The 13643-nt window shown below is 62.4% G+C and carries 13 protein-coding genes; 6 read left to right on the top strand and 7 right to left on the bottom strand.

Annotation, left to right across the window (positions count from 1 at the left end; all coding sequences use genetic code 11):
- Nucleotides 1-49: 49 nt before the first annotated feature.
- The 3 genes from ansB to AB5Y47_RS18875 form a co-directional block, all read right to left on the bottom strand.
- Entirely contained in the window at nucleotides 50-1108 is a 1059-nt protein-coding gene (gene ansB / locus AB5Y47_RS18885; protein WP_368220515.1) for an L-asparaginase 2, read from the bottom strand.
- A gap of 117 nt (nucleotides 1109-1225) precedes the next feature.
- On the bottom strand, nucleotides 1226-1432 hold the full coding sequence (locus AB5Y47_RS18880) for a heavy-metal-associated domain-containing protein (protein WP_041213975.1): 207 nt from the start codon (nucleotides 1430-1432) through the stop codon (nucleotides 1226-1228).
- Nucleotides 1433-1543: 111 nt separating this feature from the next.
- Nucleotides 1544-2494, bottom strand: coding sequence for an AEC family transporter (locus AB5Y47_RS18875; RefSeq protein ID WP_043152886.1), 951 nt, complete (start codon nucleotides 2492-2494; stop codon nucleotides 1544-1546).
- Nucleotides 2495-2628: 134 nt separating this feature from the next.
- Here AB5Y47_RS18875 and treR point away from each other — a divergent pair, with 134 nt between their 5' ends.
- The 4 genes from treR to AB5Y47_RS18855 all read left to right on the top strand — a co-directional run bounded on the left by treR (nucleotide 2629) and on the right by AB5Y47_RS18855 (nucleotide 7566).
- Nucleotides 2629-3576, top strand: a complete 948-nt coding sequence (gene treR / locus AB5Y47_RS18870) for a trehalose operon repressor TreR (RefSeq protein WP_041211765.1) — start codon at nucleotides 2629-2631, stop codon at nucleotides 3574-3576.
- A 186-nt stretch (nucleotides 3577-3762) separates the two neighbouring features.
- Nucleotides 3763-5193, top strand: coding sequence for a PTS trehalose transporter subunit IIBC (treB, locus tag AB5Y47_RS18865; protein ID WP_039039721.1), 1431 nt, complete (start codon nucleotides 3763-3765; stop codon nucleotides 5191-5193).
- A gap of 88 nt (nucleotides 5194-5281) precedes the next feature.
- A complete protein-coding gene (treC, locus tag AB5Y47_RS18860) occupies nucleotides 5282-6946 on the top strand; it encodes an alpha,alpha-phosphotrehalase (RefSeq protein ID WP_368220512.1) in 1665 nt (554 codons plus the stop codon).
- Nucleotides 6946-7566: a sugar O-acetyltransferase gene (locus tag AB5Y47_RS18855; RefSeq protein WP_043152895.1), complete on the top strand. Its 621-nt coding sequence runs from the start codon at nucleotides 6946-6948 to the stop codon at nucleotides 7564-7566. The genes treC and AB5Y47_RS18855 overlap by 1 nt, the downstream gene beginning before the upstream one ends.
- Before the next feature lie 87 nt (nucleotides 7567-7653).
- Here AB5Y47_RS18855 and AB5Y47_RS18850 read toward each other — a convergent pair whose 3' ends face one another.
- Entirely contained in the window at nucleotides 7654-8112 is a 459-nt protein-coding gene (locus AB5Y47_RS18850) for an Lrp/AsnC family transcriptional regulator (protein WP_039039724.1), read from the bottom strand.
- A gap of 95 nt (nucleotides 8113-8207) precedes the next feature.
- On the opposite strand from AB5Y47_RS18850, the gene AB5Y47_RS18845 reads away from it, so the two are divergent.
- Nucleotides 8208-9083 (top strand): DMT family transporter, encoded by an 876-nt coding sequence (locus AB5Y47_RS18845; protein ID WP_043152972.1) that lies wholly within the window; start codon nucleotides 8208-8210, stop codon nucleotides 9081-9083.
- Nucleotides 9084-9136: 53 nt separating this feature from the next.
- Here the strand turns inward: AB5Y47_RS18845 and AB5Y47_RS18840 are convergent, their stop codons facing one another.
- Nucleotides 9137-10630, bottom strand: a complete 1494-nt coding sequence (locus AB5Y47_RS18840; protein WP_309295474.1) for a histidine-type phosphatase — start codon at nucleotides 10628-10630, stop codon at nucleotides 9137-9139.
- A 383-nt stretch (nucleotides 10631-11013) separates the two neighbouring features.
- Between AB5Y47_RS18840 and AB5Y47_RS18835 the strand changes: the two genes are divergently transcribed.
- On the top strand, nucleotides 11014-11346 hold the full coding sequence (locus AB5Y47_RS18835; protein ID WP_039039727.1) for a hypothetical protein: 333 nt from the start codon (nucleotides 11014-11016) through the stop codon (nucleotides 11344-11346).
- Nucleotides 11347-11460: 114 nt separating this feature from the next.
- Here the strand turns inward: AB5Y47_RS18835 and AB5Y47_RS18830 are convergent, their stop codons facing one another.
- Both AB5Y47_RS18830 and AB5Y47_RS18825 read right to left on the bottom strand, forming a co-directional pair.
- Entirely contained in the window at nucleotides 11461-12060 is a 600-nt protein-coding gene (locus AB5Y47_RS18830; protein ID WP_029314835.1) for a Yip1 family protein, read from the bottom strand.
- 237 nt (nucleotides 12061-12297) lie between these two features.
- Nucleotides 12298-13641: a potassium channel family protein gene (locus tag AB5Y47_RS18825; protein ID WP_043152903.1), complete on the bottom strand. Its 1344-nt coding sequence runs from the start codon at nucleotides 13639-13641 to the stop codon at nucleotides 12298-12300.
- Nucleotides 13642-13643 lie beyond the last annotated feature (2 nt).

Raw genomic sequence — 13643 nt, 5'->3', positions numbered from 1 at the left:
TCCTGCCCTTCATCTCACGGGGTAGTGTCAATCAGACCGATCCGAGGTCTCAGAACTGCTGGAACCAGCGCTGGATCTGGGCCGGATCCTTGCTCTGGGTCAGGGCGAGCATCAGCAGCACCCGCGCCTTCTGCGGGTTGAGGGTCTCGGCGGCGACGAAGCCGTACTTGGCGTCATCGATCTCGGCATCCAGGGTGGTGGAACCGGTCGGCACGCGGGCGGAACGCACCACGCGAATGCCGTCCTTGCTCGCCTTGGCCAGGGTGCCGAACAGGGTGTGGTAGAGGTTGCCGTTGCCCACCCCGGCGCTGACGATGCCGTCAAACTTGGCATCCACCAGGGCCTTGGCCGGCAGGTCCGAGGCGTTGGCGTAGCTGTAGACGATGCCGACCTGGGGCAGCTTGTCGAGCTTGCTCACGTCGAACGGGGTCTTGCTGGTATGCAGACGGGCCGGGCTGCGCTGGTAGTCGATCTTGCCGTTGTGGATGTAGCCGAGCGGGCCGAAGTTGGGGGAGGCGAAGGTCTGCACTCCTGTGGTGTTGGTCTTGGTGACGTCGCGGGCATCCAGCACGGTGTCGTTCATCGCCACCATGACGCCACGCCCCTTGGAGGCGGGGTCGGAGGCAGTCACCACGGCGTTGTAGAGGTTCATGGGGCCGTCGGCGCTCATGGCGGTGGAGGGGCGCATGGCGCCCACCAGCACCACCGGCTTGTCGCTCTTGACGGTCAGATTGAGGAAGTAGGCGGTCTCCTCCATGGTGTCGGTGCCATGGGTGATGACGATGCCGTCCACGTCATCCCTGGCCAGCAGCGCGTTGACCCGCTTGGCGAGCGTGAGCCACACCTCGTCGTTCATGTCCTGGGAGCCGATCTTGACCACCTGCTCACCCTGCACGTCGGCCACGTTTTTCATCTCGGGCACGGCGGCGATCAGCGTCTCGATGGCCACCTTGCCGGCCTCGTAGTTGGACTGTGTGGCAGACTGGCCCGCCCCGGCGATGGTGCCGCCGGTGGCCAGAATGTGCACGCTGGGCAGCGCCATGGCCATGGGGGAGAGGGTCAGGCCGAGTACGGCGGCGATCAGGGTCTTGCGAATGGGAAGGGTCATGCTGCAATCCTTTTGGATGAGGGAATTGCAGCATTTTTATTCTTTTTAAACGGGATTTAAGTGATCATTCTCACCAATAAAAAGAAGTAAACAGAATATTAGTCTGATTTATACCAATTAAGTGATAATCCACTCTACCTGAAAGCCTCTCGCCTCGATCAGGGCGATCAACTCGGCTTTGCTCAGCTCGCTCTCGATGGCTGCCTTGCGGCTGGCAAAGTCGACCGTGGCGGTGCGGACTGCTGGCTGGGCCAGCAGGGCCTTTTGCAGGCTGGCAGCGCAACCGCCGCAGGACATGCCGGTAACGGTGAGTTCGATGGTCATGGGCTCTCTCCTCTGTGGATGTGACATCAGCCTAAAGCTGCCGCCTCCGGCAAGGTCAAGGGTGAATGCCGATCCCGTCAACCCCGGGTCGTGCATCATGGCGGCGCCCCATCACCCCATCAGTCTCAGGTAGTTCATCAGGGCGGCCCCCAGGCTGGTGGTGACGAGCGAGCCCAGGGTGGTGGTGGCGATGATGTTGGCCGCGAGGGCACTGTCACCGCCCATGGCGCGGGTCATCACATAGCTGGCGGCGGCGGTGGGGGTTGAGCTGATGAGAAACAGGATGCCGAGGGCCTGCGGGCTGAAGCCGAGCGCCCAGGCCCCCAGCACCAGCAGCACGGGGATGCAGCACAACCGGTTGACCGTGGCCCAGCCGGTCAGCATGGCGCCGCCGCGCAGGGCCTTGAGGTTGAGGCTGGCGCCGGTGCACAGCAGGGCCAGCGGCAGGGTCATGTTGGCGAAATAGTTGCCCGTGGTGATGACCAGCTGGGGCAGTTCGATGCCGAGCAGACCGAAGGGCAGGGCCGCCAGAATGGCGATGATGAGGGGGTTTTTGACGATCCCCTTGAGTATGGGGGCGAGCCCCTTTCCGCCCCCCAGGCTGCGGGTCAGGGTGATCACCGCGAGCACGTTGTAGAGCACAGTGATGGAGCCCACCAGCAGGGCGGCGGCCCCTATCCCCTCCGGGCCGTAGGCGTTTTGCACATAGGCCAGCCCCATGATCCCCATGTTGCCGCGAAAGCTGCCCTGCACGAAGATGCCCCGCAATTTCTGCTCGCTGATGAAGCGGGCCGCCAGCACCTCCAGCACCAGGAAACCGGCGAGGGTGCCGAGCAGGCCGTAGAGGATGAGCCAGGGGCTCGGCATGGTGGAAAAATCGGTGCGCACCATGCTGAGAAACAAGAGCGCTGGCAGGGTGACCTGGAACACCAGACGGGAGGCGGACTCGACGAAGCTGTCGGGCAAGAGACCCAGCCGCTTGAGCCAGATGCCGAGTACCAGCACCAGACAGATGGGGCCCGTGATGGAGAGAGAGAAGTGCAGACTTGCCAACAGATCCATGATGCGCGTCCTGTGCAACGGCGAAGAAAGTCGCCTGGGAAAGGGCATTCTAACGCCATGGGCTTGTATTCACAGGAGTTAATCACAACAATGTCTGCATCCCGATTGTCGCCCTCCCCTGTCACGGATCCCCCATGGAAAAGAAACTGACCATCCTCGATATCGCTCGCCTCAGCGGGGTCGGCAAGTCGACCGTCTCCCGGGTGCTCAATCAGGATCCCAAGGTCAATGCCCAGACCAGGGCCAGGGTCGAATCGGTGATCGCCCAGCACGGTTTCGTGCCGAGCAAATCGGCGCGGGCCATGCGCAGCCAGAGCCAGCAGGTGGTCGGCATCGTGGTGTCGCGCCTCGACTCCAGCTCCGAGAACCAGGCGGTGCGCGGCATGCTGGAGACCCTCTACCAGCGTGGCTACGACGCCGTGCTGATGGAGAGCAAGTTCTCCCCCGCCAAGGTGAGCGAGCACCTGGCGGTGCTGGAGCGGCGCGGGGTGGACGGCATCATCCTGTTTGCCTTCAACGATCTGGACTATGCCGCCATGGCGCCGCTCAGGGAGAAATTGGTGCTGATGGCCCGCGAGCGCCCCGGCTTCTCGTCGGTCTGCTTCGACGATGACGGGGCGGTGCGCGCCGTGCTCGCCCACCTCGGGGAGCGTGGCCTGACCGAGGTCGCCTATCTCGGGGTGGAACGCAGCGATCTCACCACGGGGCTGCGTCGGCATCAGGCTTACCTCGACTACTGTCGGGAACAGGGGCGCACGCCCCGCAGCGCCCTCGGGGATCTCGGTCTGCAAAGCGGCTATCGGCTCGCGGCCGAGCTGCTCACCCCCACCACCCAGGCCATGGTCTGTGCCAGCGACACCCTGGCCATCGGCGCCGCCAAATACCTGCAGGAGCAGGGTCGCACCGACATCCTGGTGAGCGGCCTTGGCAGCAATCCCATGCTGACTTTCCTCTTTGCCAACACCCTCAGCCTGGATTTCGGCTACAAGGATGCCGGTATACTGGCCGCCAGACAGCTGCTCGATCAGATTGAAGAGGGGCAGCCCCCCAGAGCTACCATCGCCCCCTGTCAGCCCCTGTAGTCTATCTTTTCCTCCATTCCCGGCGTTTTGCGCTTTTTGTGACCAGCGCCACGAATTGGGAACGTTCCCATTGCCGATGCCAGCCACTGGCTTCATGCTGATTGGGAACGATACCAATAAACGGGCGGTCCTTGGCCAGCCGGTAAAGACACGACCATTATTCATGGAGTCACAGAGGGAAGGCTCATGTCAAAAGTCAACACACAGCATCTGGCGCAGCTGATCGAGCGGATCGGCGGCAAAGAGAACATCACCACTGTCAGCCACTGCCTGACCCGGCTCAGGTTCGTGCTGGCCGATCCGGCCAAGGCCGATCCCAAGGCCATCGAGACCATCCCTTCGGTGAAGGGAAGCTTCACCCAGGGCGGCCAATTCCAGGTGGTGATCGGCAACGAGGTGGATCAGTGGTACAAGGCGCTCACCCAGGAGATCGGCGTGAGCGGCGGCAGCAAGGAGGCCGCCAAACAGGCCGCCCGCCACAACATGAATCCGCTGGAGCGCGGCATCTCCCACCTGGCGGAGATCTTCGTGCCCCTGCTGCCCGCCATCATCACCGGCGGCCTGATCCTGGGTTTTCGCAACGTCATCGGCGATATCAAGATGTTCGACGACGGCACCCACACCCTCACCGAGATCAGCCAGTTCTGGGCCCAGGTGCACGCCTTCCTCTGGCTGCTGGGTGAAGCCATCTTCCACTTCCTGCCGGTGGGTGTCTGCTGGTCTGCGGTGAAGAAGATGGGCGGCTCCGAGATCCTCGGCATCGTGCTGGGTATCACGCTGGTGTCGCCGCAACTGATGAACGCCTATGGCATCGGCCAGCAGACCCCGGAAGTGTGGGACTTCGGCCTCTTCGTCATCCAGAAGGTGGGGTATCAGGCCCAGGTCATTCCGGCCCTGCTGGCGGGTGTCTTCCTCGCATGGGTGGAGACCAGCCTCAAGCGCATCATCCCGGCCTATCTCTACCTGGTGATTGTGCCCTTCATCTCCCTGCTGCTGGCGGTGATCGTGGCACACGCCCTGATCGGTCCGTTCGGCCGCTGGATTGGTGACGGCGTCGGCTTTGCCGCCAAGGCGGCCATGACGGGTTCGTTTGCCCCCATCGGCGCAGCCCTGTTCGGCTTCCTCTATGCGCCCCTGGTCATCACCGGCATCCACCACACCACCAACGCGGTGGACCTGCAACTGATGCAGAGCATGGGCGGCACCCCCATCTGGCCGCTGATCGCCCTCTCCAACATCGCCCAGGCGTCTGCGGTCGTCGGCATCATCCTGATCAGCCGCAAGGAGAACGAGCGGGAGATCTCGGTCCCGGCCGCCATCTCCGCCTATCTCGGGGTGACCGAGCCGGCCATGTACGGCATCAACCTCAAGTACAAGTTCCCCATGCTGTGCGCCATGGTGGGCTCAAGCTGTGCGGCTCTCATCTGCGGCTTCGCCGGGGTGATGGCCAACGGCATCGGGGTGGGCGGCCTGCCAGGCATCCTCTCCATCCAGCCGCAATACTGGGGCATCTACGCCATCGCCATGCTGGTGGCCATCGTGGTCCCCGCCCTGCTGACCCTGCTGGTCTACAAGCGCCAGCAAGCGGCCGGCAAGCTGGATCTGGCCACGGCCTGATCCACACAACCTCGGCGGAGCCCTGGCTCCGCCCTTTATCGTTGCCCTGTTCCAACTAATCCGGTTTCAACCAATGAGCGAACCAACCATGACACAGACACCCTGGTGGCAAAGCGCCGTGATTTACCAGATCTACCCCAAAAGCTTTCAGGATTCCGGCGCCCGTGGCACCGGTGATCTCAAGGGGATCATGGCCCGCCTCGACTACCTCAAGACGCTGGGGGTCGATGCCCTCTGGCTGACCCCGGTCTACGTCTCTCCCCAGGTGGACAACGGCTACGACATCGCCGATTACCTCAACATAGATCCCGCCTACGGCACCATGAGCGATTTCGAGGCCCTGCTGGGCGCCGCCCATGCGCGCGGCATCCGCATCGTGATGGATATCGTGGTGAATCACACCTCCACCGAGCACGCCTGGTTCAAGTCGGCGCTGGGGGACAAGCACAGCCCCTATCGCGACTACTACATCTGGAAAGATTCGGTGGACGGCGGCGTGCCCAACAACTGGCAATCCAAGTTTGGCGGCAGCGCCTGGGAGCTGGATCCGGCCACCGGCCAGTACTACCTGCACCTCTTTGCCCGCGAGCAGGCGGATCTCAACTGGGAGAACCCTGCCGTGCGCGCCGAGGTGAAGAAGATCATCCATTTCTGGGCGAAGAAAGGGGTGGACGGTTTCCGCCTCGACGTCATCAACCTCATCTCCAAGGATCAGGCATTCCCTGACGACGAGGTGGGGGATGGCCGCCGCTTCTACACCGACGGGCCGCGCATCCACGAATTTTTGCAGGATGTGAGCCGCGACGTCTTCGCCCCCGTGGGGGCCATGACGGTAGGCGAGATGTCTTCCACCAGCCTGGAACACTGCCAGCGCTATGGCGCGCTGGATGGTTCCGAGCTCTCCATGGTGTTCAACTTCCATCACCTCAAGGTGGATTACCCGGGCGGCGACAAGTGGACCAAGGCCCCGTTCGATTTCCTCGAACTCAAGCGCATCTTCAACCACTGGCAGAGCGGTATGCATGGCAAGGGGTGGTCGGCGCTGTTCTGGTGCAACCACGATCAGCCGCGCATCGTCTCCCGTTTCGGCGATGAGGACGAGCATAGGGTGGTCGCCGCCAAAATGCTGGCCAGCACGCTGCACGGCCTGCAAGGCACCCCCTACATCTATCAGGGGGAGGAGATCGGCATGACCAACCCCGGCTATCAGCACATCGACGACTATCAGGATGTGGAGAGCCGCAACATCTTCGCCATCAAGCAGGCGGAAGGGATGAGCGAGGCCGAGATCCTCGCCATTCTCGGCGCCAAGTCCCGGGACAACTCGCGCACCCCGATGCAGTGGAGTGCCGCCCCCAACGCCGGTTTCACCAGCGGGACGCCCTGGCTCAAGCCAACCGCCAACTACCCCGAGATCAACGCCGAGGCGGCGCTCGCCGACCAGCACTCGGTGTTCTGGCACTATCGGGATCTCATCGCCCTTCGCAAGGCGCACCCCATCTTCACTCAGGGGGATTATCAGGAGCTGCTGACCGGGCACCCGCAGATCTGGGCCTATGTCCGCCGCGCCGGCGGCCAGACTCTGGTGGTGGTGAGCAACTTCTACGGCGAGCCGGTGGAGTTTGCCCTGCCTGCCGAGCTGGCCAATGGAGAGGGGCGCCTGCTGCTTGGCAACTACCCGGATAGCCCGGCCCGCCCGCAATCCTGCAAGCTGCGCCCTTACGAATCCCTGATCTGGCTGATGGAGCAATGATGACTGACGCAACAACAGTGCAGCGACCCGCCGTGCGTGGCCCCGAGTGGCAGAAGATGGTGGCGGGAGCGCCCTATGATGCAGGGGACCCCGAACTGCGGGCTGCGCGGGAGCAGTGCCGCGCCCTGCTGGGAGAACTGAACCGGGAGCGAACCGATGCCCCTGACTGGGATGAGCGCCTCACCCGCCTGCTGGGTGGCCGCGCAGAACGCTGTTTCATCACGCCCCCTTTCTTCTGCGACTATGGCGCCAACATCTTTGTCGGCGAGAATTTCTACGCCAATTTCAACTGCACCATCCTGGATGTGTGCGAGGTACACATAGGCGACAACGTGCTGCTGGCCCCCGGAGTGCAGATCTACACCGCTACCCACCCGGTGGCGGTAGCGCCGCGCATCAAGGGGGTGGAGTTCGGCAAGCCGGTGCGTATCGGCAACAACGTCTGGATTGGGGGCAGCGTCGTCATCTGCCCGGGCGTCACCATAGGGGACAACAGCGTCATCGGGGCGGGATCAGTTGTCACCAGAGACATTCCGGCAGGCGTGGTGGCGGTCGGCAATCCCTGCCGGGTCTTGCGCCCCATGACGGCAGAGGAGCTGGCGCCCGGAGAACCTGGCTGACACAGAAGGGGCAGGCCGTACCTGCCCCTGTTCGTTTCCCTGACGGCGCTCCCGCAATGCCGGCAAGGCTTCGGCGCAACCCCCTCTTTACCCGGGCAGCAAGGCGCCGCAACGCTTGTGCTGTCCCATGACCACCAGAGTCTTGAAACTGCGCACCTGGTCCCTGGCATGGAGCACCCGACGGGTGAACTGCTCGTAACTTTGCATGTCCCTGGCGGCCACTTGCAGCACGAAGTCCTGCTCCCCCGTCACATACCAGAGATCCATCACCTCGGGTTCCCGCTGCAGGCTGGCGATCATCTCATCGACGATGCGGCCATGATCCCGCTCCAGGGTCACCAGCACCAGCATGGTGATGGGCCAGCCCATGGTGGACGGTGCCACCAGCGCCACTTCCCGCTCGATGAGACCGGACTCCCGCAAGGCGCGGACGCGGCGGTAGCAGGCTGGGGCGGAAAGACCGACCCTGTGGGCCAGCTCCGGCGTGGGCAGACGAGCATCCTGTTGCAGCTCGGCGAGGATGAGCAGATCAAATTTGTCGGTCATGGGGTTCATTAGATAAAAATTATCGCACAAGGCCAGTATTAGACCGGTTTACCCAAGTATCCAGATATATTTTATTGCTCATCGTCCTGCCCGGTATGAACACCATGCAACCCAATCCCAATGCCCTCTCCTCTCTTCTGGCCGTCCTGCTCGCCATGTTGTCGATCACCCTCGGCGCCTCCCTGGCCAAATCCCTGTTTCCCTTGCTGGGTGCCGCAGGTACGACCCTGTTCCGGCTGGGGTGCGCCGCCCTCCTCCTCTCCCTGGTGTTTCGCATCTGGCGTGCCCCCCTCGACCGACGCACCCTGCTGGGCGCCATCCCCTACGGCCTGTCGCTTGGGGCCATGAACCTGCTCTTCTATCTGGCCATCGCACGCATTCCCCTCGGCGTAGCCCTGGCCATCGAGTTCATCGGCCCCCTGACGGTGGCTCTGATCTCCTCACGCCACCGGGCGGACTTCATCTGGCTGATACTGGCCATCGCCGGGCTGCTGCTGCTCTTGCCCCTGCGGGCAACACAGCAGGCCATCGATCCCCTGGGTGCCGCACTGGCTCTCGGGGCTGGCCTCTTCTGGGGGCTCTATATGCTCACCGGAAAGCGGGCAGGAGCCTTGCTGGGCGCACAGGCTCCGGCGCTGGGCATGTGGGTGGGCACCCTGCTGGTATTGCCCTTCGGGCTTGAGGGTGCGATCGAGGCTTCATTCACCGTCCCCGTGATCCTCACCATCATCGGGGTGGGGCTGCTCTCGAGCGCCATCCCCTACTCTCTCGAGATGTTTGCCCTGCGCCGCCTTCCCCTCAAGAGCTACGGCATTCTCACCAGCGGTGAACCGGCCATGGGAGCCTTGATGGGACTGGTATGGCTGGGCGAGCAGTTGCCCCCGTCCCAATGGCTCGGGATAACCGCCATCATCGCCGCCTCCATGGGCACCACCTGGCAGGCGGGTCGTCGACAAGCCGGCTCCGCCTGAACCAAAAAAAATCGGGGCCGGCGATGACCGGCCCCGGGGATGGTACGAGCGCGTCAGGACGAGTAGTCGTAACAGCGTTTGAGCTCGCCGAAGTCATAGAAGAAGCTGCCCACCGCAATGGGGGAGCAACCTGCCTTGAAGGCGAGCTCCTTCTCGTTGTAAAGCATCTTCACCAGCACCCGGCCGGCCTCGTTGCGGTAGACATCCCACTGGATATTGGCCGCATAGGGAGAGACCCAGCCGCCACGCCATTCGTTGTTTTCCTGGCTCATCAGCACGCCGGGCTGGGCGCTCTGGCGGCTCCCTTCCAGCTTCATCAGGGCCGCCAGCGGGATCAGGGTCTCCGCATGGGCGAAGCGCAGCTTGGCGACATGCTCGCCCGCCTCTTCCACCACCTGGGTCTGTACCTCGTTGAAGAGGCCGTCAAGCAGGGGCTGGGCCACGGCGTAGGTGGCGCTCTGGCTGGCAAGACTCGGCCCCTTCTCGTAGAAGTCCTCGGCATCGGAAAGGTAGGAGAACCAGGCAGACTCCTCTGGCGTGATGAACTGCTCGAAATCCCAGGACCCGCCTTGTGCCTGCGCCTCCCGGATCATCCCCGGGCCGATGATGAAGAGGTTGTAGAGCATGAGGGCGGCGTCCACCTCGTCGCGCACATGGGTCTTGCCGCCGTCTTCCGGATTCACCGCCACGTAATCCACCCCGGCGGCCAGCTCGTCGACGAAGGCCTTGCTGTAGAGACGCTCGAGCATCTCGCGGGCCATCACCCGGGTCCTGGGCAGGGCCTTGAGCGCATCGAGGGCCTCGGTCAGCTCGGGAGCGGGAGCCACCCCGTTATCTTCGTCCCCGACAAAGGCCTGATAGGCCTGGAAGGTGGGCAGATACCGGGTGTACTCCCCCTGCGGCTCGGTCTTGTGGAAGTAGAGCTCGAACTTGTTGCGCAGCCCCTTGTCGATCTCGGAAGGGTTCTCCTGGCTGACGTAACAGTCGGGGCTGTCTGTCACCAGAGAGACCCGTTTGGCCAGGCTCTGCATGAAGAAGTAGGCGCTTTCGTTGGCGCGATCCTTGCCCGATGTCTCGACCTTGAGGCAGAGGGGAGTCGATTCAGTGGCCAGCAGGGTGGGCAGCCGTTCGGCGAGCCGGGTCGCCAGGTTGGCGTGCTCCTCCTTACCGAGCGCACTCAGCAGGCCATAGCCGAGGGTCTGGTTGGCGGCCGTGACGGCGTCCACCTTGGCGCCGAGCCGTTGGCCCAGCTCGGTCAAGGCCCCCTGCCTCGCGGCATCCTCCCACACCAGCTTGGTCAGCACATCGTATTTGGGGCTGGACAGCGAGCGGGAGCCATGGCGTGCCACCAGTTCGGTGAAGACGGGACTAAAGCCTTCAGGGGCAACCTCATAGCTGTTCATTGCCTGACGGGCGGCATAGACCGCCTTGGTGCTGTATTGATAGTCGCCGACGGCAGGCGAGGAGGAGTCGTTGCCCGAATTGCAGCCGCTCAGCAGGGTGGCCGCCACGCAGGCGGCAAGGGAAGAGACGCGAAACATAGCCATCCTTGAAGCAGTTTTAAAATGAAACCGCACAGTACGCACCGGATGTGACAATCCGGTGTCAGGTCTGGGACATGCACCTCTCTCCGGAAGGGTGACTCCCCTCCAACCCGTCTATGTCCCCCCCACAAAACATCATTCATATTTTTTGAACGTGTAGGCCAGTTTATCTCGCTAACAATGACCGGGTGAGGCGCTTAATATTCACGCATCGCTTAGGCAGGAGCGCCAAGCCGCAAAACAACTGGTCGTTCATGGCCGTCCCCCATCCATATGGGTGACAAACATCCGTGACAAAACAACACACCATTTGAATGACCTCTTGCAAGGATGCATTGATGCAGGCCTGTCAGGCCTTGCCAATGACATAAAAACCAAGAGAGTGAATGAACATGAAAAACGTGATCAAGATGCTGGCCGTTGCAGGCCTGATGAGCGCCGGTGTTGCCCAGGCTTCCGTCCCCGCCGACTTCAACGCCACCCCGGGTGTGCTGTTCGTGAACTGGCATGCCAGCGCCGCCATGGCCGGCAAGGCCAACCCCATGCTGGAGGTGCGCGATGAATCCGGTGATCTGGTAGCCTCCGTCCACGCCAACCTGATGGGTACCCAACAGGTACAGATCCCGAGCCGCGCCCAGGGCAACCTGACCGTCAGCCTCGGCGATCAGAGCAGCGATTACCGCATCCCGTTTGGCATCGGCAGCGGCAATCCCCGCTGATCAACGCAGACGACTTCCCTCCAGGGTCTGGCAAAGACACGCCGACCAGGCGAGAGATCAACGACAAGGGCGCCATCAAGGCGCCCTTGTCGTCGTTGCCGTCGGCACGCACGGCTACTGGGTGAAGACGGGACCGAAGCCGGATCCCCACAGGATGGCCGTGGCAGCCAGCACGCAGACCAGCAACACCAGGCCGACCGTCACCACTGAGCTGGCGTAGATGAATCCCTGCTCCTTGGTGATGTGCATCAGGATGGGCACGCCGATATAGAGCAGGTAGACGGAATAGGTCAGCCCGACCAAACCGATGAGCATCACGAACCAGAGATGCGGGAAGAAAGCGGAGAAGCCCACCATGAAGAGTGGCGTGGAGGTGTAGGCCGCCAGCTCCAGCGAGGTCGTGTAGCTGGGATCCGAGCCGAAGGTATGCCCCATCCAGTGCACCAGATAGGAGAGTGCCAGCACGCCGATGATGAGGGTCACGTACATGGCGACCGACAGCTTGAATGCACTGTTGGCGGTCAGGGTGATGGGATCACCGACCCCGATGCTCCAGCCGATGTGAACGGCGGAATAGTAGGCGCAGATGGGAGGGATAAGGGCCACGAGCAGGATGTGGGTCAGACTGTTTCTGAAGCTGTCGTGCCGCTCGTCTATGGTATGCCATTCGGTGTGGGGATGGGCATACAATCCCCATAAGTGATTCAATATCATAGCGTTATTCCTTCTCTACATCGGTGGTTGGCGGATCGATACCGGGCTTTCTCCTCTGATTGCGTCATGTCCGGGCGCTGGTGGCGCCATCGCTTGCCATGGCATGCGATGACTTTAAATAAAGTCGCTCCACCGCCGCTGCGTCAAGCAGGGTCGCCGAGCCAGCCGGGAGGGATGGGAAGACAGCAGGAGGGCACCGGAGGCGGGCACTGATGGCACCCGCCGCCGGCACTCCCGTCAATACTGCTTGGTTTTCGAGGCAAAACCCGCGAGGAAGAGACCGGTCAGGAACATGCCGCAGAAGGCTTCGATGGCCGACAGCAGTTGCAGCGGCGAGGAGGTCTGGGAGATGTCCCCATAACCCAGGGTCACGAAGGTGACGATGCTGAAATAGAGGGAGCGCCCCAGATGGCCGTGGGTTGCAGACTCCGGTGCCAGGAAATAGGTCAGGGTCGCCAGCAGGATCACCCCCATCGACATCAGCAGGCTTCTGATGGGACGCTCCCCAAACCCCCAGGTGATGAAGCTGATGAACTTGCCCGCGCACTTGAGATAGCACAACAGGGAGAGCCAGCACTTCGTCATCGGACCGCTGCGCAACCAGCGCTCCCGGAACAGCTCCCGCGGGCTCGCCAGGGACTTCATCTCGTGCAGCTTCTCCTTGTAGTAGCACTCGCCGGCGTCGACGGTGTCACCCACGCTGGAGAAGAGACGCTTGGCATTGCGATAGAGTTTGCTCGCCTCGTTGTGGTCGATCCGCCCATTGTCGTTGTAGACCACCTCCACCTTGTCCAGGTTGGTGTGCTCCATGGTGGCATCGAAGTTCTTGGCGCTGACGCTGAAGTTTTTCAGCACCGCCCGGGAGGAGTGGAAGCGGATCTCCTCGCACTCTATGGTGAAGTCCTGAAAGACCCCGTCCTCCAGCGCCAGCTCCCGCTTCTTGGCCCAGGCCCTGTGGTCCCACAGCAGGGAGTCGAACAGATCGAGCCCGATCACCCCGCCATTGACCCTGACCCCCTTGGCCGAGCAGTGCCACAGATAAACCTTGGAGTTGTTGACGGCCCCATCGAGAGAGAGCTCGTCGAGACAGGTAAAATCGAGCAACCGGCCGGAGATGATGGGGCTTTTGAGGGTAACACCGCCGATGTTGAGCAGACGATGCTTGCCCAGCACCTGGGCCTCCCCCTTGTTGTTCTCCGAGACCGAAAGCAGGCTTTGCACCCGTTTCACCTCGTCATTGCCATGTTTTCCCGCCAGCCACATGCTGTAAGGCTCGAAACGGGTCTCCGAGCGAATGAGGCCGCTCTTGCGCAGGGATTCCAGTGCACTCGAGGCGCTCTCATACAGGCGGACCTTGTCGTCGCTCATGTAGACACAAAGGCTCAGCACGCAGCGGGAGCTGATGAAGCGGGCGATGCCGATCTGGAAGATCACGCTTTTTTCTATCTTCTGCTCCGCCATCCAGTCGTCGAAATGGGGCAGCGACGCCACCAGCAGCGCCCAGATACGGGGATAATCGTTCTCACGCCGCCACTCGTTGAATTGCTCGGGGGAAAGCTGCCAAAGCTCTGTTGCATTCATAG

Source organism: Aeromonas sp. R7-2 (assembly GCF_040908105.1).
GTDB classification, from domain to species: domain Bacteria; phylum Pseudomonadota; class Gammaproteobacteria; order Enterobacterales; family Aeromonadaceae; genus Aeromonas; species Aeromonas caviae.
Note: the sequence above shows the minus strand (reverse complement) of the source record. Positions and strands in the feature narration are given on the sequence as shown.

Coding starts and splice junctions, on each gene's coding strand:
- ansB (WP_368220515.1), bottom strand. CDS start 1,108: ATGACCCTTCCCATTCGCAAGACCCTGATCGCCGCCGTACTCGGCCTG.
- AB5Y47_RS18880 (WP_041213975.1), bottom strand. CDS start 1,432: ATGACCATCGAACTCACCGTTACCGGCATGTCCTGCGGCGGTTGCGCT.
- AB5Y47_RS18875 (WP_043152886.1), bottom strand. CDS start 2,494: ATGGATCTGTTGGCAAGTCTGCACTTCTCTCTCTCCATCACGGGCCCC.
- treR (WP_041211765.1), top strand. CDS start 2,629: ATGGAAAAGAAACTGACCATCCTCGATATCGCTCGCCTCAGCGGGGTC.
- treB (WP_039039721.1), top strand. CDS start 3,763: ATGTCAAAAGTCAACACACAGCATCTGGCGCAGCTGATCGAGCGGATC.
- treC (WP_368220512.1), top strand. CDS start 5,282: ATGACACAGACACCCTGGTGGCAAAGCGCCGTGATTTACCAGATCTAC.
- AB5Y47_RS18855 (WP_043152895.1), top strand. CDS start 6,946: ATGACTGACGCAACAACAGTGCAGCGACCCGCCGTGCGTGGCCCCGAG.
- AB5Y47_RS18850 (WP_039039724.1), bottom strand. CDS start 8,112: ATGACCGACAAATTTGATCTGCTCATCCTCGCCGAGCTGCAACAGGAT.
- AB5Y47_RS18845 (WP_043152972.1), top strand. CDS start 8,208: ATGAACACCATGCAACCCAATCCCAATGCCCTCTCCTCTCTTCTGGCC.
- AB5Y47_RS18840 (WP_309295474.1), bottom strand. CDS start 10,630: ATGGCTATGTTTCGCGTCTCTTCCCTTGCCGCCTGCGTGGCGGCCACC.
- AB5Y47_RS18835 (WP_039039727.1), top strand. CDS start 11,014: ATGAACATGAAAAACGTGATCAAGATGCTGGCCGTTGCAGGCCTGATG.
- AB5Y47_RS18830 (WP_029314835.1), bottom strand. CDS start 12,060: ATGATATTGAATCACTTATGGGGATTGTATGCCCATCCCCACACCGAA.
- AB5Y47_RS18825 (WP_043152903.1), bottom strand. CDS start 13,641: ATGAATGCAACAGAGCTTTGGCAGCTTTCCCCCGAGCAATTCAACGAG.